We start from the raw sequence: 24,943 nt of genomic DNA on the forward strand, positions 1-24,943 counted from the left end.
CGCCGCCCCGCGTTCGCGCTGCTGACGGGGTGTCGGCGGCGGACCCCGCCCCCTGGACATTCACTGAGGTTAGGCTAACCTACCTTCGAACTGTCCGGCGGGCGGCCACGCCCCGGTCGAAAGCAGCCATACCCATGCCCCATGCCCGTTCCACCCACTTCTCCCGTCGCGGCCTGCTCGCCGCGGGCGGTGCCCTCGGACTCGGTGCCGCGCTCGCGGCCTGCGGTGACGACAAGGGCGAGGACGCGGGGTCCGACGGACAGACCAAGGGCGGCAAGTCCGGCCCCTGGAGCTTCACGGACGACCGCGGCACGACGGTGAAGCTGGACAAGGTCCCCGCGAACATCGTCGCGTTCACCGGCGCCGCTGCCGCGCTGTACGACTACGGCATCCAGGTCAAGGGCGTCTTCGGCCCGACGAAGACCACCGCGGGCAAGGCCGACGTCCAGGCCGGCGACATGGACATCAGCAAGGTGACGATCCTCGGCAACACCTGGGGCCAGTTCAACATCGAGAAGTACGCGGCCCTCGCCCCCGACGTGCTCGTCAGCACCATGTTCGACGACGCCGGCACCCTCTGGTACGTCCCCGACGAGTCGAAGAAGAAGATCGCCCAGCTCGCGCCCAGCGTCGGCGTCTCCGTCTACGACCGTCAGCTCACCCAGCCGCTGCAGCGCATGTGGAAGCTGGCCGAGTCGCTCGGCGCCGACATGAAGGCCGCGAACGTGACGGACGCCAAGAAGCGGTTCGAGGACGCCTCGGCCCGGCTGCGCGCCGCCGCCAAGGCCAAGCCCGGCGTCAAGGTGCTGGTGGGGTCGGCGAGCGACGAGCTCTTCTACGTCTCCGGCACCAACCTCTCCATCGACCTGGAGTACTTCAAGGCCCTCGGCGTGAACTTCGTCGAGCCCCCGGAGAGCGCCAAGAAGCAGGGCGGCGGCTGGTACGAGTCGCTGAGCTGGGAGAACGTCGACAAGTACAAGGCCGACATCATCATGATGGACGACCGCACCTCGGCCATCCAGCCGGCCGGCATCACCAAGGCCACCTGGAAGAAGCTGCCCGCGGTCAAGGCGGGACAGGTCATCCCCCGCTCCCCCGAGCCGATCCTCTCCTACGACAAGTGCGTGCCGCTGCTCACCGGCCTGGCCGAGGCACTGGAGAAGGCCAAGAAGGTCGGCTGAGACCCCCTTTCCTGGACGGCAACCTCAGGAGCCCCCCATGACGACGGCCGTGGCCGCCCCGTTCCGTTTCTTCTCCCTTCAGGTCGTACGGACGAGGCGGCTGGGGCCGTCTCTGGTCCGGGTCACCTTCGCGGGGGACGATCTGCACGCCTTCCACTCCGACGGGCGCGACCAGTCCCTGTCGCTGTTCCTGCCGCACCCGGGGCAGGCCGAACCCGCCGTACCCCTCGAACTGGGCGACGGCTGGTGGCAGGGCTGGCGTGAACTGCCGGACGACGTACGGGCCGTGATGCGCTCGTACACACTCCGAGCCCTGCGGCGCGATCCCGACGAGATCGACATCGACTTCGTCCTGCACACCCCCGCGGGGCCGGCCTCCCGCTGGGCCTCCCGGGCCGCCGCCGGTGACCGTGTACTGCTGCTCGGCCCGGCGATCGCCGACAACCGGGCGATCCGGTTCCGGCCGCCGGCCGGCACCGACCTCGTCCTCCTCTGGGGCGACGAGACCGCCGTACCGGCCGCCTGCGCCATCCTCGAGTCCCTTCCCGTGGACACCCGCGTCCGCGCCTGGCTGGAGGTGCCGCACGCAGGTGACATCCAGGACGTGGCGACCGACGCGGACGCGGAGATCACCTGGCTCGTACGGAACGCGGGGTCCCCGACGGGCGTCGACGCCGTGCGCGCCGCCGAACTGCCCGCCACCGAGGCTCCGTACGTGTGGATGGCGGGCGAGTCCGGCCGGATCAGGGAGCTGCGCCGGCACTTCGTCGGCGAGCGCGGTGTCGACCGACGGCGCGTCACCTTCGTCGGCTACTGGCGGCAGGGCATGACGGAGGAACAGCTCCGCGCCTCGGAGTAGAGCGAACGACTTCCCCTGCAGTGACCCCGGTCACTGCAGGGGTGCACCTTCCTCCCATCAACTTAGGCTAGGCTAACCTAAGTTGAAGCCGTGGATCTTCGCCCCTTCCATCCCGCACGGACAGTCCCCCCGGAGGACCCCCACATGCGCTCGCACCTGCTCAATGGCCTCACAGCGGAGCACTACCGCCGCTCCGTGACCGAAGGAGTAGAGCGGGTGGCGGCCAAACTCGCCACCACCGACCGTCCGTTCACCGGCGTCACCGTCGACGCCCTCGCCCCCCGCGTCGACGCGATCGACCTCGACCGGCCGCTCGGCGACACCACCGCGGTGCTGGACGAGCTGGAGGACGTCTACCTCCGCGACGCCGTGTACTTCCACCACCCCCGCTACCTCGCCCACCTCAACTGCCCGGTGGTCATCCCGGCGGTGCTCGGCGAGGCGGTGCTCTCCGCCGTCAACTCCTCCCTCGACACCTGGGACCAGTCGGCCGGCGGCACCCTCATCGAGCGCAGGCTCGTGGACTGGACGGCCGCCCGCATCGGCCTCGGACCCAACGCCGACGGCGTGTTCACCTCCGGAGGCACCCAGTCCAACCTCCAGGCGCTGCTGCTGGCCCGGGAGGAGGCGAAGAGCGACAGCCTCGGGAAACTGCGGGTCTTCGCCTCCGAGGCCAGTCACTTCAGCGTCCGGAAGTCCGCGAAACTGCTCGGCCTGGGCCCGGACTCCGTGGTCACCGTCCCCGTCGGCCACGACAAGCGGATGCAGACCGTGGCGCTCGCCCATGAGCTGGAGCGCTGCGCGCAGGACGGCCTCGTGCCCATGGCCGTCGTCGCCACCGCCGGCACCACCGACTTCGGCTCCATCGACCCGCTGCCCGAGATCGCCGAACTCTGCGCCCAGTACGGCGTGTGGATGCACGTGGACGCCGCCTACGGCTGCGGGCTGCTCGCCTCGCTGAAGCACCGGGACCGCATCGACGGCATCGAGCGCGCCGACTCGGTGACCGTCGACTACCACAAGTCCTTCTTCCAGCCGGTGAGTTCCTCCGCGCTGCTGGTCCGGGACGCGGCCACCCTGCGGCACGCCACCTACCACGCCGAGTACCTCAACCCCCGCCGCATGGTGCAGGAACGCATCCCCAACCAGGTGGACAAGTCCCTGCAGACCACCCGCCGATTCGACGCCCTCAAGCTGTGGCTGACGCTGCGCACCATGGGCGCCGACGGCATCGGGCAGCTCTTCGACGAGGTCTGCGACCTGGCCCGGCAGGGCTGGCGGCTGCTCGCCGGCGACCCCCGCTACGACGTGGTCGTCGAGCCCACTCTGTCCACCCTCGTCTTCCGCTACGTCCCGGCGGCGGTCACCGACCCGGCCGAGATCGACCGCGCCAACCTGTACGCCCGCAAGGCGCTGTTCGCCTCCGGCGACGCCGTGGTCGCGGGCACCAAGGTCGGCGGCCGCCACTACCTGAAGTTCACCCTGCTCAACCCCGAGACGACGGCGGCCGACATCGCCGCCGTCCTGGACCTGATCGCCGGCCACGCCGAGCAGTACCTGGGAGAGTCCCTTGACCGCGCGTCCTGAAGCCCCGACCGAGCCTTACGACTTCGTGGGGATCGGGCTCGGCCCCTTCAACCTGGGCCTCGCCTGCCTGACCGAGCCGATCGCCGAACTGAACGGCGTTTTCCTGGACTCCAAGCCCGGCTTCGAGTGGCACGCCGGCATGTTCCTGGACGGCGCCCACCTGCAGACCCCGTTCATGTCGGACCTGGTCACCCTGGCCGACCCCACCTCCCCGTACTCCTTCCTCAACTACCTGAAGGAGAAGGGCAGGCTGTACCCGTTCTACATCCGCGAGAACTTCTACCCGCTGCGCGTCGAGTACGACGACTACTGCCGCTGGGCGGCCGGCAGGCTCAGCAGCGTCCGCTTCGGCGCCACGGTCACCGAGGTGACGTACGAGGACGAGGTGTACGTCGTCCGCACCGCGGCCGGCGAGACGTTCCGCGCCCGGCACCTGGTCCTCGGCACGGGCACGGTCCCGTTCGTCCCCGAGGCCTGCCGGGACCTCGGCGACGACGTCGTCCACACCGCGCGGTACATGCACCGCAAGGCCGACCTGCGGGCCCGCAAGTCCCTCACGATCGTCGGCAGCGGCCAGAGCGCCGCCGAGATCTACCACGAGCTGCTGTCCGAGATCGACGTCCACGGCTACGAGCTGAACTGGGTCACCCGCTCCCCGCGGTTCTTCCCGCTGGAGTACACCAAGCTGACCCTGGAGATGACCTCCCCGGACTACATCGACTACTTCCGGGCGCTGCCCGAGGAGACCCGCTACCGGCTGGAGAAGCAGCAGAAGGGCCTGTTCAAGGGCATCAACTCGGATCTGATCGATTCGATCTTCGACCTGCTCTACCAGAAGAACGTGGAGAGCGGCGACCGCCCGGTGCCCACCCGGCTGCTCACCAACTCCACGCTGACCGAGGCCCGGCACGAGGACGGCGCGTACACGCTCGGCTTCCACCAGGACGAGCAGGGCAAGGACTTCGAGATCCGCTCCGAGGGCCTGATACTGGCCACCGGCTACCACTACCGGCCGCCGGCCTTCCTGGAGCCGGTGCGCGAGCGCCTGAACTTCGACGGCCACGGCCGCTTCGACGTCGCCCGCAACTACGCCATCGACGTCACCGGCCGCGGGGTCTTCCTGCAGAACGCCGGCGTCCACACCCACAGCATCACCAGCCCGGACCTGGGCATGGGCGCGTACCGGAACGCGTACATCATCCGGGAGCTGCTCGGCACGGAGTACTACCCGGTCGAGAAGACCATCGCTTTCCAGGAGTTCGCCGTATGACCAGCGACACCATGATGTTCACCCTCCGGCCGCTCGACCCGCTGAGGGACGCCGAGCTGCTGCACGGCTGGGTCACCCATCCCAAGGCCGCCTTCTGGATGATGCAGGACGCGAGACTGCAGGACGTCGAGCGGGCCTACATGGAGATCGCGGCCGACGAGCACCACCACGCCCTCCTCGGGCTGTGCGACGGGGAGCCCGTCTTCCTGATGGAGAAGTACGACCCGGCCCACCGCGAGCTGGTCGGGCTGTACGAGCCGCGGCCCGGCGACGTCGGCATGCACTTCCTCGTCGCCCCCACCGACACCCCCGTGCACGGGTTCACCCGGGCCGTCATCACCGCCGTGATGGCGCACCTCTTCGAGGACCCGGCGACCCGGCGGGTCGTGGTCGAGCCCGATGTGGGCAACACGGCGGTGCACGCCCTGAACGCGGCGGTCGGGTTCGTGCCCGAGCGCGAGATCCAGAAGCCGGAGAAGCGGGCGCTGCTGAGTTTCTGCACACGCGAGCGGTTCCTGAAGGCGGTGTCCGCATGAGCCCCGCCGACGCCGTCGCCCACCTCTCCCCCGAGCGCTGGGAGCGGGCCAACCGGCTGCTGCTGCGCAAGGCGCTCGCGGAGTTCGCCCACGAACGGCTGCTCACCCCGGAGGAGGACGGCGACGGGTACGCCGTCCGCAGTGACGACGGGCTCACCCGGTACCGGTTCACCGCCGTCCGCCGCGCCCTGGACCACTGGCAGGTCGACGCCGAGTCCATCACCCGGCACCGCGACGGGGCCGAACTCCCGCTCGCGGCGCTGGACTTCTTCATCGAGATGCGGGACGCCCTGGGACTGAGCGACGAGATCCTGCCGGTCTACCTGGAGGAGATCTCCTCCACCCTCGCGGGCACCTGCTACAAGCTGACCAAGCCCCGCGTCACCGCCGCGGAGCTCGCGCGAAGCTCCTTCCAGGACATCGAGACCGGGATGACCGAGGGCCACCCCTGCTTCGTCGCCAACAACGGGCGGCTCGGCTTCGGCGTCCACGAGTACCTGGCGTACGCCCCGGAGACCGCGAGCCCCGTCCGGCTGGTGTGGCTGGCCGCGCACCGTTCGCGGGCCGCGTTCACCGCGGGGGCCGGCATCGAGTACGAGTCGTTCCTGCGGGCGGAGCTGGGCGAGGAGATCCTGGAGCGGTTCCGTGCCACCCTCACCGGCCAGGGCCTCGATCCCGCCGAGTACCTGCTCATCCCGGTGCACCCCTGGCAGTGGTGGAACAAGCTCAGTGTCACCTTCGCCGCCGAGGTGGCCCGCCGCCATCTGGTGTGCCTCGGCGAGGGCGACGACGAGTACCTGGCCCAGCAGTCCATACGGACCTTCTTCAACACCTCCGACCCGCGCCGGCACTATGTGAAGACGGCCCTGTCCGTCCTCAACATGGGTTTCATGCGCGGTCTTTCGGCCGCCTACATGGAGGCGACCCCGGCGATCAACGACTGGCTCGCCAAGCTCATCGAGAACGATCCCGTGCTGAAGTCCACCGGCCTGTCGGTCATCCGGGAGCGGGCGGCCGTCGGCTACCGGCACCTGGAGTACGAGCGCGCCACCGACCGCTACTCGCCCTACCGGAAGATGCTGGCCGCGCTGTGGCGGGAGAGCCCGGTGCCGTCCCTGCGCGAGGGCGAGTCACTGGCCACCATGGCCTCGCTGCTGCACGTCGACGACGCGGGCGCCTCCTTCGCGGGCGCGCTCGTCGAGCGCTCCGGCCTCCCGCCCGCCGAGTGGCTGCGGCACTACCTGCGGGCCTACTTCACCCCGCTGCTGCACAGCTTCTACGCGTACGACCTGGCCTTCATGCCGCACGGCGAGAACGTGATCCTCGTCCTGCGGGACGGGGTGGTGGAGCGCGCGATCTACAAGGACATCGCCGAGGAGATCGTCGTCATGGACCCCGACGCGGCGCTGCCGCCGGAGGTGCGGCGGATCCGCGTCGAGGTGCCCGAGGACCAGAAGCTGCTGTCGGTCTTCACGGACGTCTTCGACTGTTTCTTCCGGTTCCTCGCGGCGAACCTCGCCACCGAGGGGATCCTGACGGAGGACGGCTTCTGGCGGGTGGTCGCCGAGGTCACCCGCGAGTACCAGCGGTCGGTGCCCGAACTGGCCGACCGGTTCGAGCGGTACGACATGTTCGCCCCCCGGTTCGCGCTGTCCTGCCTCAACCGGCTCCAGCTGCGCGACAACCGGCAGATGGTGGACCTCGCCGATCCGTCCGGCGCGCTGCAGCTCGTGGGGCATCTGGACAACCCCGTCGCGGGGTTCTGAGGTCCTGACGGACGGACGGGCACCCCGCGGTACGGTCCCGCGGGGTGCCCGTCGTGCTGTGCTCAGCCCGCCGGCCAGGGGACCTGGGGCGACTTGTAGTAGCTCATCCCCAGGGCGTCCCAGCGCGGGGCCTGGGCCGCGAGCCGGACCTTGTAGGTGTCCCAGTCGTGGGTGGCCGCCGGGGACCAGCCCAGCTCGGCCGCTCCGGGCAGGCGCGGGAAGGCCATGTACTCGATGTCGGAGGACTTGGTGAGGGTCTCCGACCACAGTGGCGCCTCGACCCCCCGGACCGCCGAGGCCGGCGCGCCGGGCAGATAGCTCCCGGGGTTCCAGTCGTAGGAGCGCCGCACCTCCACCAGGCCGGCCCACTTGGTGCCCAGCCGCGTGCTCGCGGTGTACTTCATGTCGAGGTAGACCCGGTCGGCCGGGGACAGGATCAGGCCGGTGCCGTTCTGGGCGGCCTTGGCCACCTGGGCCTTCTCCGTGGCGCTGGTGCCTTCCACGCCCCAGTACTGGGCGAGGGCGCCGTCGACGGGGGTGGCCCCGGTGAGCTGGTGCCAGCCGATGACCGTCTTGCCGTACTTGGCGACGACGGGCTGCACGCGGTTCATGAACTTCACGTAGTCGGCGTGGCTGGTGGAGTGCGCCTCGTCGCCGCCGATGTGCAGATAGCGGCCCGGGGTGATCGCGGCCAGTTCGCGGATCACGTCGTCCACGAAGTCGTACGTCACCTGCTTCGGGACGCACAGCGAGCTGAAGCCGACCTGGGTGCCAGTGTAGAGCGGGGGCGCGGTGCCGTCGCAGTTGAGCTGCGCGTAGGAGGCGAGGGCCGCGTTGGTGTGGCCGGGCATGTCGATCTCGGGCACGACCTCCAGGTAGCGGGAGGCGGCGTAGCGGACGATGTCCTGGTAGTCGGCCTTGCTGAAGTAGCCGCCCTTGCCGCCGCCGACCTGCGTGGAGCCGCCGTAGGTGGTCAGGCGGGGCCAGGAGTCGACGGCGATGCGCCAGCCCTGGTCGTCGCTGAGGTGCAGATGGAGGGTGTTGATCTTGTACAGGGCCAGCTCGTCGATGTAGCGCTTGACCTGACCGACGGTGAAGAAGTGCCGGGAGACGTCCAGCATGGCGCTGCGGTAGGCGTAGCGGGGGCGGTCCTCGACGGTGCCGCCGGCGATCCGCCACGGGCCGGGCTGGAGGCTCTTGCGCTCGACGGAGGGCGGAAGGAGCTGGCGCAGGGTCTGGACGCCGTGGAAGAGGCCGGCGGGGGCGCTCGCGGTGATGGTGACGCCCGTGGGTCCGCTGGTCAGCCGGTAGCCCTCGGCGCCGAACCGGTCGCCGGTCAGGTGGAGTCGGATGCCGCGGGTGCCGGTCTCGGTGACCGGCACGCGGTAGCCGGTGGACGGTCGCAGGATGCCGGCGAGGTACTCACCGATCCGTCGGACCTCGTCCGAGCCGTCCACGCGGACGCCGGTGGCCCAGGTGACGCGGTACGGACGCCCGCCGGGCTGTGTCTCGGCGGGCGCCGGGACCACCCGGGCCAGCGGGGTGGGCGCCGCGGCCGCCGTCGGCGCCGGGGCCGCGCCGACGGTGGTCACGCCCGCCGCCGCGACGAGCAGCAGGGACCCGAGGACGCGGGTCAGCCGGGGAGTCGTGCTGTGGTGCCGTCTCACATGCGCTCCCTTCACGAGTGGTAAAGACCACTCTCCCGCAGATCCGGTGAATCAATCCCCGCCCTGCGGAAATCCCCCGCAGGAACGGCGGTTGGGCCATCGGTGCGGCCGTCCGGCCCCTACTTCGCCCTACGGGCCACCGTGAAGTGGTCGATGCGCCTGCCGGTCTCGGCGATGCCCGACACCGTCAGCGTGGTCCGGTGGCCCTTCGGCGCGGGTGTGACGTCCACGCGCAGGAAGGAGTAGTCGAGGTAGCGCACCCGGGACCAGGTGACCGTCTCGTTCCGTTTGCCGTCCTTCGTGTTGACGAAGGAGGCGACCGAGTCGACCTCGTGCTCGTGGCCCTCGTAGGAGTCCGGGGCGGAGAACGCGTACAGACCGCGGCCCGCCGCGCCGGCCGTGACGTAGACCACGCCGTCGGTCTCGGGGTGGGCGGTGCCGCCGATCGGCAGCTTCCTGGTGACCTGGCCCGCCTTGATGACGTCGGTGCGCTCGTACTGGTGGTTGTGGCCGTTGATGACCAGATCCACGGTGTACTTCTCGAACAGCGGCACCCACTCCTGGCGGACACCGCCCTCCGAGGCGTGCGCGGTGGAGGTGCAGTAGGCGCAGTGGTGGAAGAAGACGACGATGAAGTCGACGTCCTGCGCGGCGCGGTACTGCTTGAGCCGCGCCTCCAGCCAAGATGTCTGCGTTCCACCGGAGATGCCCAGGTTCGCAGGGATTTCGAAGGAGATGTCGTTGGCGTCGAGCGAGATGACGGCGGTGTTGCCGTAGACGAAGGAGTAGACGCCGGGCAGGTTCTCGCGGTCCGGGCCGTTGTCGGGGAGGGTCCAGCGGGCGTCCTCGCCGCCGTAGCCGTTGGGCGAGTACCAGGCCTCCATGTCGTGGTTGCCGTAGGCGGGCATCCAGGGAACCTGTTTGGCGACCGACTCGGTCTGGTGCAGGAACTGGTCCCAGGTGCGCGAGTCGAAGCCGGTGTCACTGGTCCTGCCCTGGCCGGCCGGGTCGCCGTAGGCGATGTCGCCGGCGTGCAGGTGGAAGGCCGGGTTCTGGCCGAGGATCAGGGCGTTGTTGGCCAGGCCGTGATAGCCGACACCCTCGTCACCGAAGGCGGTGAAGGTGAAGGGCGCCTTGTGGGCGGGGGCGGTGGTGAAGGTGCCCAGGGTGCCCAGCAGGTGGGGCTCGGCCGGGTCGAAGCCCTCGTGTCCGACGCCGTAGTAATAGGTCCGGCCGGGGCGCAGGTGGGTGAGCTTGGCGTGCAGGTAGTACTGGGTGTGGTCGCCGCTCGCACCGACACCGGCCGGGGTGTGCAGGCTGCGGACCTCGGCGCCGATCCGGCGGGAGAGGTCCCAGGGGTGGGCGCCGACGCGGATGAAGGGCTTCTCCACCGCGACGGGGACCTGCCAGGAGACGCTGATCCCGGTCCGGGGGTCGTTGCCCCAGGCGAGGTGGCGGCCGAAGGGAGCGACCAGGGAGCCGTCGACCCGCTCGGCCGCGGGCGCGGTGCGCGGCGTGGCGACCGTGGCCCGGGCACTGGCGCCCGACACGAACGCGCCGCCGGTGACGGCGCCCAGGGTGACGGCACCGCCCCTGATCATCGTGCGCCGCGAGAACCTGGCGCGCAGATACTCGTGCCGCTCGGCCATGCTCATGCGCGCGGCCAGCTTCTCGGGTACTCCCATACGAGGAATGTCCATGACGTCTGAAACTCGTCCGGCCGGGCAACGCGGCGCGGGACACAGGGTGGACAGCCCGCAAACAGAGCGCCATAAGACTTCCAACAGCCCTCTGCCCGGAATCGGGCAGGATTCTTGCGAAACTCGCGCTCTTACCCCAGGATCTACCGGGTGCACGAGGAACTTGTCGATCACCTGACGCGATCCACGCCCCTGAGCAGGGGCGAGGCGCTGCGGGTGGTGCAGGACGTGCTCGCCTATTTCGACGAGACGACGCAGGACTACGTCCGTCGCCGCCACCGCGAGCTGCAGGCCCAGGGCCTGACGAACACGGCGATCTTCGACCGGATCGAGGCGGACCTGAAATACCGGGCGGTGGCGCCGCCGGAGCTGACGCTCAGGCAGCTGCGCCGCATGGTCTACGGCTGAGACGCCAGACTGAGAGATACCTATACATGTGCGGAATTGTCGGATACATCGGCAGGCGTGACGTGGCTCCGCTGCTCCTGGAGGGGCTGCAGCGCCTGGAGTACCGCGGCTACGACTCGGCGGGCATCGTCGTCACGTCCCCGAAGACGGCCGGCCTGCGGATGGTCAAGGCCAAGGGCCGGGTGCGCGACCTGGAGGCCAAGGTCCCGGCACGCTTCAAGGGCACCACCGGTATCGCCCACACCCGCTGGGCCACCCACGGTGCCCCCTCCGACGTGAACGCCCACCCGCACATGTCGGCCGACAGCAAGGTCGCCGTCGTGCACAACGGCATCATCGACAACGCCGCCGACCTGCGCCGCAAGCTGGAGGCCGACGGCGTCGAGTTCCTCTCCGAGACCGACACCGAGGTCCTCACCCACCTCATCGCCCGCTCCACGGCCGAGAAGCTGGAGGACAAGGTCCGCGAGACCCTCCGGCTGGTCGAGGGCACGTACGGCATCGCGGTGATGCACGCCGACTTCAACGACCGCATCGTGGTGGCCCGCAACGGCTCCCCGGTGGTCCTCGGCATCGGCGAGAAGGAGATGTTCGTCGCATCGGACATCGCCGCCCTGGTCGCCCACACCCGGCAGATCGTCACGCTGGACGACGGCGAGATGGCCACCCTCAAGGCCGACGACTTCCGCACCTACACCACCGAGGGCACCCGCACCAGCGCCGAGCCGACCACCGTGGAGTGGGAGGCGGCGTCGTACGACATGGGCGGCCACGACACGTACATGCACAAGGAGATCCACGAGCAGGCCGACGCCGTGGACCGGGTGCTGCGCGGCCGCATCGACGAGCGGTTCTCCACCGTGCACCTGGGCGGCCTCAACCTGGACGCCCGCGAGGCGCGCCGGATCCGCCGCGTGAAGATCCTCGGCTGCGGCACCTCGTACCACGCGGGCATGATCGGCGCCCAGATGATCGAGGAGCTGGCCCGCATCCCCGCCGACGCCGAGCCGGCCTCCGAGTTCCGCTACCGCAACGCGGTCGTGGACCCCGACACGCTGTACGTGGCGGTCTCCCAGTCCGGTGAGACGTACGACGTGCTCGCCGCCGTGCAGGAGCTGAAGCGCAAGGGCGCCCGGGTGCTCGGCGTGGTCAACGTGGTGGGTTCCGCGATCGCCCGCGAGGCCGACGGCGGCATCTATGTGCACGCCGGTCCCGAGGTCTGCGTCGTCTCGACGAAGTGCTTCACCAACACCACGGTCGCCTTCGCTCTGCTCGCCCTGCACCTCGGCCGCACCCGCGACCTCTCGGTGCGCGACGGCAAGCGGATCATCGAGGGCCTGCGCAGGCTGCCGGAGCAGATCACCGAGATCCTCAAGCAGGAGGAGGACATCAGGCAGCTCGCGGAGAGCTACGCCGATGCCCGCTCCATGCTCTTCATCGGCCGTGTCCGGGGCTACCCGGTGGCCCGCGAGGCCTCCCTGAAGCTCAAGGAGGTCTCCTACATCCACGCCGAGGCCTACCCCGCCTCCGAGCTGAAGCACGGCCCGCTGGCCCTGATCGAGCCGGCCCTGCCGACGGTCGCGATCGTCCCCGACGACGACCTGCTGGAGAAGAACCGCGCGGCCCTGGAGGAGATCAAGGCCCGCAGCGGCAAGATCCTCGCGGTGGCGCACCAGGAGCAGGAGAAGGCCGACCGGACCATCGTGGTCCCGAAGAACGAGGACGAGCTGGACCCGATCCTCCTGGGCATCCCGCTCCAGCTCCTCGCCTACCACACGGCGAAGGCCCTGGGCCGGGACATCGACAAGCCGAGGAACCTGGCGAAGTCCGTCACGGTGGAGTAGCGACTCCCTCCGCCCGACGGCGCGAAGAACGGACCCCCGCGTTGCCACCTCGTACGCGGGGGTCCGTTCTCGTGCCGCTGCGATCAGCCGGCGGCCGTCACCCGCCGGCTCGCGGCACACCTCGGTGCGATGACCCGTATATGCCCTTCACAAGGGCACAAACACCTCTACGCGCGAGTAGTTTCCGGTTGCATAAAGGGAGTTGACGGACCGTCGGCGAGGAGCGGGCCTCAGGGGATGACGATGACCGGCCGCTGCGCCCGCTTGGCGAGCCGCCCGGCCACGGAGCCGAAGATGCGGCCCACGATGCCGTGGGTGGTGCCGACCACGATCGCGTCGGCCTCGTACTCCCGCCCCACCTCTTCGAGTTCGTGGCAGATGTCACCGCCGCGCTCGACCAGGATCCAGGGCACCTCGGCCAGATAGTCCGCGCAGGCCAGTTCGAGACCGAGCACCTCGGTGCGGTGGTCCGGCACGTCGACGAAGACGGGCGGCTCGCACCCGGCCCACACGGTGGTGGGCAGCCGGTTGGCCACATGGACGATGATCAGTCCCGAGCCGGAGCGGTGGGCCATGCCGACCGCGTAGGCGAGGGCGCGCTCGCTGGAGGTCGAGCCGTCGAAGCCGACGACCACGCCGTGCAGGAAGGCGGGGTCGCAGGACGGGCGCGACTCTGGCGCCGCCAGGGGATCGGCCGCCGTGGGATCGGCGACGGGCCGCTTGCGGTCCGCGGGTTCGAAGAATTCGTGACCGGCCATGACTGTCTCGGCGTTGTGATCCTTGTGTGGGTGGGAGTGACATCGAGCGGCGGAGCAGTGTCCGGGATTCGTCTTCCCAACCCCATACCCCCAAGGGTACGGCGGCACGCCTCCTCTGCCCATTTCCCGCGCACGCTCCGTAAGCGGGGCCCCCGAATGTCCGTGGGGGTTCCACGGAGCATGCACGAGCGGCGCCCGTAACGCAATGGTTGCTGCCTCGTACAGGCGGTTTGCACAGCATGAACGGAGCAGCGTTCGGTGACCGACGGATCGAACGGGCGTTGATCTCCCCGAGCCAACGCCACAGGGAGTACGAGTTGCCCGTACCGAGATCCTCCACCGACCCTCGTCCCGCCCCGGACACCACGAGCGAGGTGATCCGCTGGGCGGCGTTCAGCTGTGTCCTCGTTCCCGTGGTCCTCGTCTGGTACGGCACCTCGCTCGCCGGCGCGGCCGGCACCGCCTTCGGACTCGGCGCCGTCACGGCCGCCTGCCGGGTGCTGCTGCGGCGGTCCGAACGTTGCGCCGAGCAAAGAGGCGGTCGTCACACGCGAGCAGAGACACCGGTCGACTGACCGGTTTCCGTACCCTCGAGCGCTTCTTTTCGGCCAACTTCCGGATGGCGCCCAGGAGGGGTCCCGACCACCCCCCAACCCCCGTTCCACCTGCACGGAAAGGGTCCGGGCCGGCCTCCGCACCCTACGCGGTTTGGCCACTGCGACAAGGCGCACTTCCCTGCGCGCCCCACGAGTGCAACGCTTCGTGATCGAATGCTTCACGCCAAGTTGTCATGTCGACAATGTCCGGCGTGTCGAACTGGCCACCGTCAGACCGCGGTAGCCAGTAGATTCGATCTTGATGTCTTACGGCGGGGGACTCGTGCAGGACCGAGGGGAAACGTGCAGGAGCGACACAACCGAGGAGCCGCGACCACCGAGGGGGGCTTAGCAGGATGAGCCACGACTCCACTGCCACGCCGGAAGCCGCGGCCCGGAAACTGTCCGGGCGCCGCCGCAAGGAGATCGTCGCGGTGCTGCTTTTCAGCGGCGGCCCCATCTTCGAGAGTTCCATACCTCTTTCGGTGTTCGGAATCGACCGCCAGGACGCCGGAGTACCGCGCTACCGGCTGCTGGTGTCCGCCGGCGAGGAGGGCCCGCTGCGGACCACAGGGGGCCTGGAACTCACCGCGCCACATGGGCTCGAGGCGATCTCACGCGCCGGGACGGTCGTCGTACCGGCCTGGCGCTCGATCACCTCGCCGCCACCGGAGGACGCGCTCGACGCGCTGCGCCGGGCCCACGAGGAGGGCGCCCGCATCGTCGGGCTGTGCACGGGCGCGTTCGTCCTCGCGGCGGCCGGCCTGCTGGACGGCCGCCCGGCGACCACCCACTGGATGTACGCGCCGACGCTGGCCAAGCGCTATCCGTCGGTGCACGTGGATCCGAGAGAGCTGTTCGTCGACGACGGCGACGTCCTGACGTCGGCGGGTACGGCGGCCGGGATCGATCTCTGTCTCCACATCGTGCGGACGGACCACGGCAACGAGGCGGCCGGCGCGCTCGCCCGGCGTCTGGTGGTTCCGCCGCGCCGGTCGGGCGGCCAGGAGCGCTATCTCGACAGGTCTTTACCCGAGGAGATCGGCGCCGACCCGCTCGCCGAGGTCGTCGCCTGGGCGCTGGAACACCTCCACGAGCAGTTCGACGTGGAGACCCTGGCGGCACGCGCCTACATGAGCCGCCGTACGTTCGACCGCCGGTTCCGCTCGCTCACCGGCAGCGCGCCGCTGCAGTGGCTGATCACCCAGCGGGTGCTCCAGGCGCAGCGGCTGCTGGAGACGTCGGACTACTCCGTGGACGAGGTGGCGGGCCGTTGCGGCTTCCGCTCCCCGGTCGCGCTGCGCGGGCACTTCCGCCGCCAGCTCGGCTCGTCCCCGGCCGCCTACCGCGCGGCCTACCGGGCGCGCCGGCCGCAGGGCGAGCGGCCGGGTGAGGCGGAGATCCCGGTGCAGCCCGGACCGGGCGGACCGGGCCTCGGCGGCCCCGGGCCGGTCGGCCACGCGCCGCCGGTGCTGCACCCGGACCGCGAGAGCGGGGTGCCGATGCAGAGCCGCCGGCAGGCGGCGGGCGCGGTGAGCCTGCTGCCGGGGCCGCGCAGCGGGAGCTGAGCGAGGAGCGGGAAGGGAGGGGCGGGGCACGGCTCCGCCCCTCTTCGGCTGTCGTCCTTCTGTGTGCACACCGACAGGTCGCCGCATGCCCGGTCCGGCCCGGGGCAGCGCGCCGTAAGGTGAGACACATGAACGATCGCATGGTGTGGATCGACTGCGAGATGACCGGCCTCTCGCTGTCCGACGACGCGCTCATCGAGGTGGCCGCCCTCGTCACCGACTCCGAGCTGAACGTGCTCGGCGAAGGGGTGGACATCGTCATCCGCCCGCCGGACTCGGCACTGGAGACGATGCCGGAGGTGGTGCGTGAGATGCACACCGCGTCCGGGCTGCTGGAGGAACTGGCCGGCGGCACCACGCTGGCCGACGCCGAGGCGCAGGTCCTCGCCTACGTCCGCGAGCACGTCAAGGAACCCGGCAAGGCCCCGCTGTGCGGCAACTCCGTCGGCACCGACCGCGGCTTCCTGCTGCGCGACATGCCGACCCTGGAGGACTACCTCCACTACCGCATCGTCGACGTCTCCTCGATCAAGGAGCTGGCCCGCCGCTGGTATCCCCGGGCCTACTTCAACAGCCCGGAGAAGAACGGCAACCACCGCGCCCTCGCCGACATCCGCGAGTCGATCGCCGAACTGCGCTACTACCGCGAGGCCGTCTTCGTCCCGCAGCCCGGCCCGGACTCCGACACCGCCAGGGCGATCGCCGCCAAGCACGTCCTGCCCGCGCGGTAGGACCTCGCGGACGGCCGCCGGGGTCCGCTCGGGACGCGCGCGAAAACCCGTGCGCGAGCATCCCTTCGGACCCTGTAGACTTCTTCTCGGCCGGTCGGGGAAAGCACTCCTCGAACTCCGGTCGTGGTGGGTGTAGCTCAGTTGGTAGAGCACCTGGTTGTGGTCCAGGTGGCCGCGGGTTCAAGTCCCGTCACTCACCCTGAGTAATCAGCCGGTGACTCCGTCGAAGGACGAGGTCACCGGCTGATTCGTTTTTGCGCCCGCCTCCCCGCGGCGGGTGACAGGCGTCACCCGCCCGGGAGGACCGTCACGACGACGCCCGGCCCACCAGTTCCGTGGGCAGTACCGCGTGGCGGCGTTGCGGGTCGCGGGCGAGGGCCGGGCGGCGGTCGGCGATCTCGGTGAGGAGCAGGTCGATCATGGCGCGGCCCATCTCCTCGATCGGCTGGCGGACGCTGGTCAGCGGCGGGTCCATGTGCCGGGCGATGGCCGAGTCGTCGTAGCCGACCAGGGCCACGTCGCCGGGGACGCTGCGGCCCGCCTCGCGCAGCACCTGCCGGGCGCCCGCGGCCATGACGTCGGACCCCGCGAAGACCGCGTCCAGGTCCGGGTGGCGTCCGAGCAGGGTCGTCATGGCCCGCCGGCCGCCCTCGTCGGTGAAGTCGCCGGGTTCGATCAGTCCCTCGTCCACGGGCAGGCCCGCGTCGCGCAGGGCGTCGCGGTAGCCGTCGACACGGCGCTGGGCGCCGTAGACGTCGAGGCGCCCGGTGATGTGGGCGATCCGGCGACGGCCCCGGGACATCAGGTGCTCCACCGCGGAGCGGGCACCCCCGTAGTTGTCCGAGTCCACCGAGGTCAGCGTCTCGGCGGCCGAGCGGGGGCCGCTGATCACCGCGGGGATCTCCAGCTGGGACAGCATGTCCGGCAGGGGGTCGTCGGCGTGCACCGAGACCAGCAGGACGCCGTCGACGCGATGGGCGGCCAGGTACTGCGCCAGCCGCTGCCGCTCACGGTCGCTGCCCGCGAAGATGAGCAGCAACTGCATCTCGCTGTCGGAGAGTTCGGATCCGACACCGCGCAGCATGTCGGAGAAGTAGGGCTCCGAGAAGAAGCGGGTCTCCGGCTCCGGCACCACCAGCGCGATGGCGTCGGTGCGGTTGGCCGCGAGGGCCCGCGCCGCGGTGTTGGGCACGTAGCCGAGTTCCGCGACGGCCGCCTCCACGGCGGCGCGGGTGGCCTCGCTCACCCGGGGCGAGCCGTTGATCACCCGCGAGACCGTGCCTCTGCCGACACCGGCACGTGCGGCGACCTCTTCCAGCGTCGGCCGCCGACTGCTCCGGCTCCGCTCTCCGTTGACTGGCATGGTCTCCGCCTCCCGCTCACAACCGACCGGCCGGGGGATTGTCCGCTACCGTCCGGCCAGGAATGTAACCGAGATCCCACAGCACCCGCTCTCATCATCCCGCGCCCGCCGCGTCCGCGGAGCCGGGCCCCCGGCACACGACGCCGGGAGGTGCCGCCACCGTGGCGGCGGCACCTCCCGGCCGGGCCGCGGGGCGGACGTCAGAGCCGCGGGTCGGCGTCCGGCAGCGCGTTGCGGCGGATCACATCGGCGTACCAGTGGGCGCTGGCCTTCGGGATACGGCGCTGGGTGCCGTAGTCGACGTAGACGGCGCCGAACCGCTTCGAGTAGCCGTAGGACCACTCGAAGTTGTCCAGCAGCGACCACAGGAAGTAGCCCCGGACGTCGACGCCGTCGGCGATGGCGCGCCGGACCGCGTCCAGGTGGCCGCGGAGATAGGCGATCCGCTGCGGGTCGTTCACCTTCCCCTCGGGCGAGACGTAGTCGTCGAAGGCGGCGCCGTTCTCGGTGACCATCAGCGGCAGTCCGGGGTGCGCCGCCGCCGTGCCGGCCAGCAGGGTGTGCAGGCCGTCCGCGTCGATGGCCCAGTTCATCGCCGTCAGCTCGTCGTTGGCGAGGTGGAAGGAGACGTCCTCGGAGCCGGTCCACGGCGAGTGGTCGCTGGCCCCGTGACCGTCGTTCTTGGTGGCGCCGGCGCCGTCGGCGGGCCGGGAGACCACGGTCGGCGAGTAGTAGTTGACGCCGAGCACGTCGATCGGGCGGGAGATCTCGGCGAGGTCGTCGCCGCGCACCAGCTCGTCCCAGTCGACGATGCGCGCGGTGTCCGCGAGCAGGTCCTGCGGGTAGGCACCGTCGAGGATCGGGCCGGTGAAGATCCGGTTGCCGACCGCGTCGATGCGGCGGGCCGCCTCCACGTCGCCGGGGGCGTCGGTGAGCGGGCGCACCTGGTGCAGGTTGAGGGTGATGGAGAGCTGCGCGGTGCTGGGCAGAACGGAGCGCAGCGCCCCGACCGCCCGGCCGTGCGCGAGGTTGAGGTGGTGGGCGGCGCGCAGGGTGGCGGCCGGGTCGGTGCGGCCGGGCGCGTGCACGCCGGAGCCGTAGCCGAGGAAGGCCGAGCACCACGGTTCGTTGAGCGTGGTCCACACCCCGACGCGGTCCCCCAGGGCCCGGCCCACCGTCTCGGCGTACTCGGCGAAGCGCTGAGCGGTGTCCCGCTGCGGCCAGCCGCCCGCGTCCTCGAGCTCCTGGGGCAGGTCCCAGTGGTAGAGGGTGGCGACGGGGGTGATGCCGGCCTCGAGCAGTTCGTCGGTGAGTCGGCGGTAGAAGTCCAGGCCGCGTTCGACGGCGGGCCCCCGCCCGGTGGGCTGCACCCGGGACCAGGAGACGGAGAACCGGTACGCCTGCAGGCCGAGGTCCTTCATCAGCGCCACGTCGTCGCGGTACCGGTGGTAGTGGTCGGCGGCGATGTCGCCGGTGTCGCCGTTGCGCACCCTGCCGGGCGTGTGGCTGAAGGTGTCCCAGATGGAGGGCGTGCGTCCGTCCTCGGCGGCCGCGCCCTCGACCTGGTAGGCGGCGGTGGCCGCGCCCCAGACGAAACCGGGCGGGAAGGAGAGGTCCGCGGCCGGCCGGGTCGTCGGCTCGGGTCGTACAGCGGTCATGGTGAGAGCGCTCCCAAAGTGGCGTGTGGAAAGGTCGGTCTGCTGCCCGGGACGGCTGTGCCGTCAGCCCTTGACGGCGCCCGACATGATGCCCCCGACGATCTGCTTGCCGAAGATCACGAAGACCAGCAGCAGCGGAAGTGTGCTGATCAGCGCGCCGGCCATGACGATGCTCTGGTCGGGGGTGTAGGAGGCGCTGAGCTGGCCGAGCGCGACCTGGATGGTGGGGTTCTGCTGGTTCAGGGCGAGGAAGGGCCAGAAGAAGTCGTTCCACGCCTGCACGAAGGTGAGCATCCCGAGCACCATCATGGCGGGCCGGGCCACGGGCAGGACCACGCTCCACACGATGCGGAAGTTGGTCGCGCCGTCCACCTTGGCGGCCTCGATCAGCTCGTAGGGCAGGGCCTCCAGCAGGTACTGGCGCATGAAGAAGACGCCGAAGGCGCCGACGAGGGTCGGGAAGATCACCGACTCCAGTTTCCCGCCCCACCCGATGTCCGACATCATCATGAACAGCGGGACGACGCTGAGCTGCGGCGGGATGGTCAGCGTGGCGATGACCGCGGTCATCAGGAAGCCGCGGCCGCGAAAGCGCATCTTGGCGAAGGCGTAGCCGGCCAGCGTGCAGAAGAACAGGGTCGCCGCGGTGATGCAGCCGGCCACGAGGACGCTGTTGACGATGGCCTTGCCGAGGTTGGCCTGCTCCCAGGCGGCCTGGAGGTTGCTCCACAGTCTGCCGCCGGGCAGCAGCGGCGGCGGGCTGTCCAGGACCCGCTGCTGGTCGTGCGAGGCGGCCACCAGGGTCCAGTACAGCGGGAAGATCGATCCGAGGCCGACGATGACGAGGGCCACGTAGGTGAAGGGGCCGCCCTTGAGCTGCTGGCCTGCGCCGAGCTTGAGGCGGGCGCGGCCACCGCTGCCGGGGGCGGACGGGCGGGCCGGGGTGAGGTCGGCCGCGGTCTTGATGGGACTGGTCGTGGTCATCGAAGTCGCTCCCGTCAGGCCGCGCTCTTGCGCACGAACCGGCCGACGATCCAGTTGATCAGGGCGATCAGCAGCAGCAGGACGAGCATCGCCCAGGCCACGGCGGCGGCCGGACCCAGGTGCCCCAGCTTCCAGCCGTAGTTGAAGAGGTAGATGCTGAGGGTTTCGTACTGGTGCTCGCTGCCGCCGATGGACCCGAGCGTTCCGCCCTGCAGCAGCAGCGGCTCGCCGAACAGCTGCATGGAGCCGATGGTCGAGATGACGATGGTGAACAGGATCGTCGGCCGCAGCGAGGGGATCGTCACCTTGCGGAACTGCTGCCAGCGCGACGCGCCGTCGATCGAGGCGGCCTCGTACAGATCGGTCGGCACGGCCTGCATGGCCGCCAGATAGATCAGGGCGTTGTAGCCGGTCCAGCGCCAGATCACGATGACCGAGATGGCGATCTTGGACGTCCACTCGCCGTTGCCCCAGTCGATGTTGTCGATGCCGGCGAAGTGCAGCACCCAGTTGAGGATGCCGCCGTCCGCGCGGAAGACCAGGGCGAAGACCAGCGCCGCGGTCGCCACCGAGGTGGCGTACGGGGTGAGGATGAGCGTCCGCCAGAACGTGCTGGCCCGCAGCTTGTAGTTGAGCAGGTGGGCCAGGCCCAGCGCCACGAGGAGCTGGGGAACGGTCGATATGACGCCGATGACGAAGGTGTTGGCGACGGCGGTCCAGAACTCCGAGTCCTGGAGGATCCGGGAGAAGTTGTCCCAGCCGACCCACTCGGACTGGCCGAGGCTGGTCATCTCGACCCGGTGCAGGGCGATCCAGCCGGTGTAGAGGAGCGGATAGAGCCCGAAGGCTCCGAAGATGAGGAAGAAGGGCGCGATGTAGGCGTAGGGCGACGCCAGGTCGTCGAAGCGCCACAGCCGGCTGCGCCAGGTGCGGGGGTCGGGTCCGTTCGACACGGCGCCGGAACCGCCGGGCGGCGGGCTGTACGCGCCCCGGGTCGGGGTTGCTGTTGCCACGGAGGAGTCCTTGTCTGCAGGGTTGCGGCCGGATACGGGGCGGGCGCGGCGTCCACCGGACCGCGCGCCGGCCCCCGTCCCGCGCGCCACGGCGGCCGGTACGGTACCGAGCCGCCCGGCCGGGCATCCAGAGCCCGGCGTCCCGGATCCGATGCGCTGAGCCCGGTCCGCCGGACCGGGTCCGCCGGGCGCGGCTCGCGGGCGCGGCTTCCGGGCCGGTGCCACGGCCGGGCCGGCGCCCGGATCCGTCACCGGTGCCGGCCGCCGTCGCGCCGGCGGTGCCGCGTCGCCGCCCGTGTACCGGTGGGCCCTCTCGGTCACGGCACCGGCGCGGTGGGACCCGGCCGGACGCGCGGGCGCGGGGCGGGCGGCCCGAGGGACCGGCCCGCCCCGGCGCGCGTCAGCCGATCGCCTTGTCGATCGTCTCGGTCGCGGCCTTCCATGCGTCGGCGGGCTTGGTGCCCCGCTGCTCCATGTTGTTGATCTGCGTGGAGATCGTGTCCTTGATCACCGCGTCCTTCGGGCCGAGCACCGCCTCGGGGATGGACTTGGCCTCGTCCGCGTAGATCTCGCCGATCGGGGCGTTGTTGAAGTACGGGAGCTTCGCGCTCTTCACGTCGGCCAGCTCGTAGGCGCCCTTGTTGGACGGGAAGACACCGATCGCCTTGAACACGGCGGCCTGCTGCTCGGGCGCCGTCAGCCACTTGACCAGCTCGGTGGCCTCCTTGACGTGCTTGCCGCCCTGCGGGACCGCCAGGAAGGAGCCGCCCCAGTTGGCCGCCGTGGAACCGGGCGCGCGGGAGATGTCCCACTTGCCCTTGTAGGCGTCACCGGAGTTGGTGGAGATCTGGCCGGCCATCCAGGCCGGGCACGCCACCGTGGCCACGCTGCCCTTGCGCAGGGCCGCCGTCCAGGCGTCGGTGAACTGCGGCAGACCGTGGGTCAGCTTCTTGGACGCGGCTTCGGCGGAGAGGTCCCAGCCCTGCTGCACCGAGGCGCTGTCCTTGTAGACCGGCTTGCCGTCGGTGTCGTAGTACTGCTTGTCCGAGGAGCTGACGACCGCGTTGAACATGGCGCTCGCGGAGTCCATGAAGTAGGTGCCGGACGGCGCCTTCTTCTTGTACTGCTCGCCGAGCTTCAGGTAGTCCTCCCAGCCGCCCGCTATCGCCTTGGCCACCTCCTCGCGGTCGGTGGGCAGGCCCGCCTTCTCGAACAGGTCACGGCGGTAGCACAGCGACATCGGGCCGATGTCGGTGCCGGCGCCCACGACCTTGCCGTCCTTCGTGGTGGCCTGGTTCTCCTTCCAGGAGACCCAGTCCTTGACGTCGATCGACTTGCTCAGGTCGGCGAACTTGTCCGCCTGGGTGTCGACGACCTCCTTGATCCGGCCGACCTCGATACCGGTGACGTCTCCCAGACCGCTGCCCGTGTTCAGCTGCTGAAGGAGCTTGGGGTAGTAGTCCTGCTCGTTGGCGGTGACCTCTTCCTTCACCGTGATCTTCGGGTGGAGCTTGTGGTATTGGGCGAACAGGCCGGCCTCCTTGTAGCCGAACTGCCCGAAGTCGGCCACGGTGAGCGTGATCGATCCGTCGGCCGAGGTGCCCGAGTCGTCGTCGCTGCTGCAGCCCGTCAGCAGCAGGGCCGATGCCGTCAGGACCGTGGTGGCGAGGGCCGCCGCTCTGCGACGGCGACCGCCTCCGCCGTCGGTACCGGTGATGCGCATTCCACTACTCCTTGTTCCGGTGAAAAACGGGACCCCAGGAAGCAGACCGCCAGGGGTCGGCGGTCCGGACCTGCCCTCTCGATTTCGAGCAGCGGCCGGCTCACAGCACGCGACGTGCGGTGCAAAGGCGCTGGTCAACGGTGTGTCATGCGAGGTAGAGGGAAAGGTCATCAGTGCTTTGACCCGCGCGAGCCGGTCCCCCGGAACCTCCCGTGGGACCGCTCCCACGCGGCATGCCGGAAGACTCCTTGCTGTGGGGGCCGGGTGTCAAGACTTGAAAACAGCGTTGTTGCCTGAGCGTGTCCCAGACGTCACGTGAACGTGTCACGAAATCCCCTGTCCCGCCCTGGACCTCCCCACGTCACCCGATGGATCTTCGCTGGTCACAGGGATGATCTTCGCGCCGGCCCGGCGGACGGCCCGGACGGGGCGGCCGGCCGCGGAACGCGCTGGGACACAATGAGGCAACCCCTTGCCGCACACCGGAAGGTGAACGATGAGCCACGCCCAGCCGCCCGAAGCACTCGGCGTCCGGCGCCCGACGCTGAACGCCGTGGCCGCTCGGGCCGGTGTCGGCCGTGGCACGGTGTCCCGGGTGCTCAACGGCTCCCCCAAGGTGAGCGACCGGTCCCGGGCAGCGGTGGAGAAGGCGATCGCCGAACTCGGCTACGTCCCCAACCGCGCCGCGCGCTCCCTGGCCACGCGCCGTACCGACGCCGTGGCCCTGGTCGTTCCGGAAGCCGAGAGCCGGCTGTTCGCGGAGCCGTACTTCTCGGGCATCATCCGGGGCGCCTCCGCCCGGCTCACCCAGGCCGGCATGCAGTTGCTGCTGGTGCTGGCGCGCGACGGGAGAAAACACCGGCGCCTGGCCTCGTACCTGACCGCCCAACGGGTGGACGGCGTACTGATGGTGGCGGTCCACCGCGACGACACCCTGCCGGATCTGCTGGACGAGCTGTCGGTGCCCACCGTGCTGGCCGGGCGGCGCGGCGATCCGGAACCGCTCGGCCATGTCCGCGCGGACAACGACGGCGGCGCCCGGAGCGCGGTCCAGCACCTGCTCGGCAGGGGGCGGCGCAGCATCGCCACCATCACCGGTCCCCTGGACATGGACGCCGCCCGGACCCGGCTCGACGGCTACCGCGAGGCGCTGCGGACAGCGGGAGTCGCGGTGGACGAGGAACTGATCGAGCAGGGCGACTTCACCGAGGAGGGCGGGCGCGCGGCGATGCGCGAGCTGCTGCGGCGGCGCCCCGGACTCGACGCGGTGTTCGCGGCCTCCGACGTGATGGCCTCCGGGGCGGTGCTCGAACTGCGCGCCGCGGGCCGGCGGGTCCCGGACGCCGTGGCCGTCGTCGGCTTCGACGACTCGATCGTGGCGCGGCACATCGACCCTCCGCTGACCAGCGTCCGCCAGCCGATGGAGGAGATGGGACGCGCCATGGCGGACCTGCTGCTGGACGAGATCGCGGGCAGGGCCGGCCGGCGCGAGGTGGTCCTGCCGACCCGGCTGGTCGTGCGGGAATCGGCCTGAGCGCCACCGGCACCGCGCGGCTCTGCCGCGTGTGGTGAACTCCAGCCGCGCGCGAGCGGCCGACCGGGACCGGTCGCGGGTCTCGAACCGGAACCGGCGGCGAGCCGTGAACCGGAACCGCCCGCGAGCTCTGGAACGGGCCGGCCGTGAGCCGTGGGCCGGGCCGGCCGCGAGCTGTGAGAACACGTGCCGGGGAG

20 protein-coding genes and 1 tRNA gene are annotated in these 24,943 nt (G+C 70.5%); 13 read left to right on the top strand and 8 right to left on the bottom strand.

The features are described from left to right. The first annotated feature begins 134 nt into the window (after positions 1-134). The 6 genes from AB0924_RS05740 to AB0924_RS05765 all read left to right on the top strand — a co-directional run bounded on the left by AB0924_RS05740 (position 135) and on the right by AB0924_RS05765 (position 7,199). Complete coding sequence (locus AB0924_RS05740) at positions 135-1,181, top strand: ABC transporter substrate-binding protein (protein WP_366910734.1); 1,047 nt, start codon at positions 135-137, stop codon at positions 1,179-1,181. Between the two features lie 37 nt (positions 1,182-1,218). Continuing rightward, a complete protein-coding gene (locus AB0924_RS05745; RefSeq protein WP_366910735.1) occupies positions 1,219-2,040 on the top strand; it encodes a siderophore-interacting protein in 822 nt (273 codons plus the stop codon). A 144-nt stretch (positions 2,041-2,184) separates the two neighbouring features. Beyond that, positions 2,185-3,627, top strand: coding sequence for a lysine decarboxylase DesA (gene desA, locus AB0924_RS05750; protein ID WP_358937865.1), 1,443 nt, complete (start codon positions 2,185-2,187; stop codon positions 3,625-3,627). Then, complete coding sequence (locus tag AB0924_RS05755) at positions 3,611-4,897, top strand: lysine N(6)-hydroxylase/L-ornithine N(5)-oxygenase family protein (RefSeq protein WP_358937863.1); 1,287 nt, start codon at positions 3,611-3,613, stop codon at positions 4,895-4,897. Before desA ends, AB0924_RS05755 begins: the two co-directional genes overlap by 17 nt. After that, positions 4,894-5,433 carry a GNAT family N-acetyltransferase gene (locus AB0924_RS05760; RefSeq protein ID WP_358937861.1) on the top strand — a complete coding sequence of 180 codons (540 nt, stop codon included), beginning with the start codon at positions 4,894-4,896 and terminating at the stop codon, positions 5,431-5,433. Before AB0924_RS05755 ends, AB0924_RS05760 begins: the two co-directional genes overlap by 4 nt. Further along, entirely contained in the window at positions 5,430-7,199 is a 1,770-nt protein-coding gene (locus tag AB0924_RS05765; RefSeq protein WP_366910736.1) for an IucA/IucC family siderophore biosynthesis protein, read from the top strand. The genes AB0924_RS05760 and AB0924_RS05765 overlap by 4 nt, the downstream gene beginning before the upstream one ends. Positions 7,200-7,261: 62 nt before the next feature. Here the strand turns inward: AB0924_RS05765 and AB0924_RS05770 are convergent, their stop codons facing one another. Together AB0924_RS05770 and AB0924_RS05775 are read right to left on the bottom strand one after the other, a co-directional pair. Next, entirely contained in the window at positions 7,262-8,866 is a 1,605-nt protein-coding gene (locus tag AB0924_RS05770; protein ID WP_366910737.1) for a beta-N-acetylhexosaminidase, read from the bottom strand. Positions 8,867-8,985: 119 nt separating this feature from the next. After that, positions 8,986-10,551 carry a metallophosphoesterase family protein gene (locus AB0924_RS05775; protein WP_366910738.1) on the bottom strand — a complete coding sequence of 522 codons (1,566 nt, stop codon included), beginning with the start codon at positions 10,549-10,551 and terminating at the stop codon, positions 8,986-8,988. 165 nt (positions 10,552-10,716) lie between these two features. On the opposite strand from AB0924_RS05775, the gene AB0924_RS05780 reads away from it, so the two are divergent. Together AB0924_RS05780 and glmS are read left to right on the top strand one after the other, a co-directional pair. Continuing rightward, positions 10,717-10,974, top strand: a complete 258-nt coding sequence (locus AB0924_RS05780; RefSeq protein ID WP_199210656.1) for a hypothetical protein — start codon at positions 10,717-10,719, stop codon at positions 10,972-10,974. Between the two features lie 26 nt (positions 10,975-11,000). Continuing rightward, positions 11,001-12,818, top strand: coding sequence for a glutamine--fructose-6-phosphate transaminase (isomerizing) (gene glmS / locus AB0924_RS05785; protein WP_358937853.1), 1,818 nt, complete (start codon positions 11,001-11,003; stop codon positions 12,816-12,818). A gap of 230 nt (positions 12,819-13,048) precedes the next feature. On the opposite strand, the gene AB0924_RS05790 is transcribed toward glmS, so the two are convergent. Beyond that, on the bottom strand, positions 13,049-13,576 hold the full coding sequence (locus AB0924_RS05790; protein WP_358937851.1) for a universal stress protein: 528 nt from the start codon (positions 13,574-13,576) through the stop codon (positions 13,049-13,051). Positions 13,577-13,893: 317 nt separating this feature from the next. Between AB0924_RS05790 and AB0924_RS05795 the strand changes: the two genes are divergently transcribed. The 4 genes from AB0924_RS05795 to AB0924_RS05810 all read left to right on the top strand — a co-directional run bounded on the left by AB0924_RS05795 (position 13,894) and on the right by AB0924_RS05810 (position 16,670). Continuing rightward, positions 13,894-14,151 carry a hypothetical protein gene (locus tag AB0924_RS05795; RefSeq protein WP_358937849.1) on the top strand — a complete coding sequence of 86 codons (258 nt, stop codon included), beginning with the start codon at positions 13,894-13,896 and terminating at the stop codon, positions 14,149-14,151. Positions 14,152-14,528: 377 nt separating this feature from the next. Then, a complete protein-coding gene (locus AB0924_RS05800) occupies positions 14,529-15,740 on the top strand; it encodes a helix-turn-helix domain-containing protein (protein ID WP_358937847.1) in 1,212 nt (403 codons plus the stop codon). A gap of 128 nt (positions 15,741-15,868) precedes the next feature. After that, positions 15,869-16,471: an oligoribonuclease gene (gene orn, locus AB0924_RS05805; RefSeq protein ID WP_358937845.1), complete on the top strand. Its 603-nt coding sequence runs from the start codon at positions 15,869-15,871 to the stop codon at positions 16,469-16,471. Positions 16,472-16,597: 126 nt separating this feature from the next. Further along, positions 16,598-16,670 (top strand) — tRNA-His (locus AB0924_RS05810). A 108-nt stretch (positions 16,671-16,778) separates the two neighbouring features. On the opposite strand, the gene AB0924_RS05815 is transcribed toward AB0924_RS05810, so the two are convergent. From AB0924_RS05815 to AB0924_RS05835, 5 genes are all read right to left on the bottom strand, one after another. Further along, positions 16,779-17,834, bottom strand: coding sequence for a LacI family DNA-binding transcriptional regulator (locus tag AB0924_RS05815; RefSeq protein ID WP_358937843.1), 1,056 nt, complete (start codon positions 17,832-17,834; stop codon positions 16,779-16,781). Positions 17,835-18,034: 200 nt separating this feature from the next. Beyond that, positions 18,035-19,492, bottom strand: coding sequence for a GH1 family beta-glucosidase (locus tag AB0924_RS05820; protein ID WP_366910739.1), 1,458 nt, complete (start codon positions 19,490-19,492; stop codon positions 18,035-18,037). 63 nt (positions 19,493-19,555) lie between these two features. Beyond that, positions 19,556-20,476, bottom strand: a complete 921-nt coding sequence (locus AB0924_RS05825) for a carbohydrate ABC transporter permease (protein WP_366910740.1) — start codon at positions 20,474-20,476, stop codon at positions 19,556-19,558. A gap of 14 nt (positions 20,477-20,490) precedes the next feature. Then, entirely contained in the window at positions 20,491-21,489 is a 999-nt protein-coding gene (locus tag AB0924_RS05830) for a sugar ABC transporter permease (protein WP_366910741.1), read from the bottom strand. A gap of 400 nt (positions 21,490-21,889) precedes the next feature. Then, a complete protein-coding gene (locus AB0924_RS05835; protein ID WP_366910742.1) occupies positions 21,890-23,212 on the bottom strand; it encodes an ABC transporter substrate-binding protein in 1,323 nt (440 codons plus the stop codon). 496 nt (positions 23,213-23,708) lie between these two features. Between AB0924_RS05835 and AB0924_RS05840 the strand changes: the two genes are divergently transcribed. Beyond that, positions 23,709-24,746, top strand: coding sequence for a LacI family DNA-binding transcriptional regulator (locus tag AB0924_RS05840; protein ID WP_366910743.1), 1,038 nt, complete (start codon positions 23,709-23,711; stop codon positions 24,744-24,746). Positions 24,747-24,943 lie beyond the last annotated feature (197 nt).

The sequence above is a fragment of the Streptomyces sp. NPDC047869 genome (assembly GCF_040704065.1).
GTDB lineage: Bacteria > Actinomycetota > Actinomycetes > Streptomycetales > Streptomycetaceae > Streptomyces.

Coding starts and splice junctions, on each gene's coding strand:
- AB0924_RS05740 (WP_366910734.1), top strand. CDS start 135: ATGCCCCATGCCCGTTCCACCCACTTCTCCCGTCGCGGCCTGCTCGCC.
- AB0924_RS05745 (WP_366910735.1), top strand. CDS start 1,219: ATGACGACGGCCGTGGCCGCCCCGTTCCGTTTCTTCTCCCTTCAGGTC.
- desA (WP_358937865.1), top strand. CDS start 2,185: ATGCGCTCGCACCTGCTCAATGGCCTCACAGCGGAGCACTACCGCCGC.
- AB0924_RS05760 (WP_358937861.1), top strand. CDS start 4,894: ATGACCAGCGACACCATGATGTTCACCCTCCGGCCGCTCGACCCGCTG.
- AB0924_RS05765 (WP_366910736.1), top strand. CDS start 5,430: ATGAGCCCCGCCGACGCCGTCGCCCACCTCTCCCCCGAGCGCTGGGAG.
- AB0924_RS05775 (WP_366910738.1), bottom strand. CDS start 10,551: ATGGGAGTACCCGAGAAGCTGGCCGCGCGCATGAGCATGGCCGAGCGG.
- glmS (WP_358937853.1), top strand. CDS start 11,001: ATGTGCGGAATTGTCGGATACATCGGCAGGCGTGACGTGGCTCCGCTG.
- AB0924_RS05790 (WP_358937851.1), bottom strand. CDS start 13,576: ATGGCCGGTCACGAATTCTTCGAACCCGCGGACCGCAAGCGGCCCGTC.
- AB0924_RS05800 (WP_358937847.1), top strand. CDS start 14,529: ATGAGCCACGACTCCACTGCCACGCCGGAAGCCGCGGCCCGGAAACTG.
- orn (WP_358937845.1), top strand. CDS start 15,869: ATGAACGATCGCATGGTGTGGATCGACTGCGAGATGACCGGCCTCTCG.
- AB0924_RS05815 (WP_358937843.1), bottom strand. CDS start 17,834: ATGCCAGTCAACGGAGAGCGGAGCCGGAGCAGTCGGCGGCCGACGCTG.
- AB0924_RS05820 (WP_366910739.1), bottom strand. CDS start 19,492: ATGACCGCTGTACGACCCGAGCCGACGACCCGGCCGGCCGCGGACCTC.
- AB0924_RS05825 (WP_366910740.1), bottom strand. CDS start 20,476: ATGACCACGACCAGTCCCATCAAGACCGCGGCCGACCTCACCCCGGCC.
- AB0924_RS05835 (WP_366910742.1), bottom strand. CDS start 23,212: ATGCGCATCACCGGTACCGACGGCGGAGGCGGTCGCCGTCGCAGAGCG.
- AB0924_RS05840 (WP_366910743.1), top strand. CDS start 23,709: ATGAGCCACGCCCAGCCGCCCGAAGCACTCGGCGTCCGGCGCCCGACG.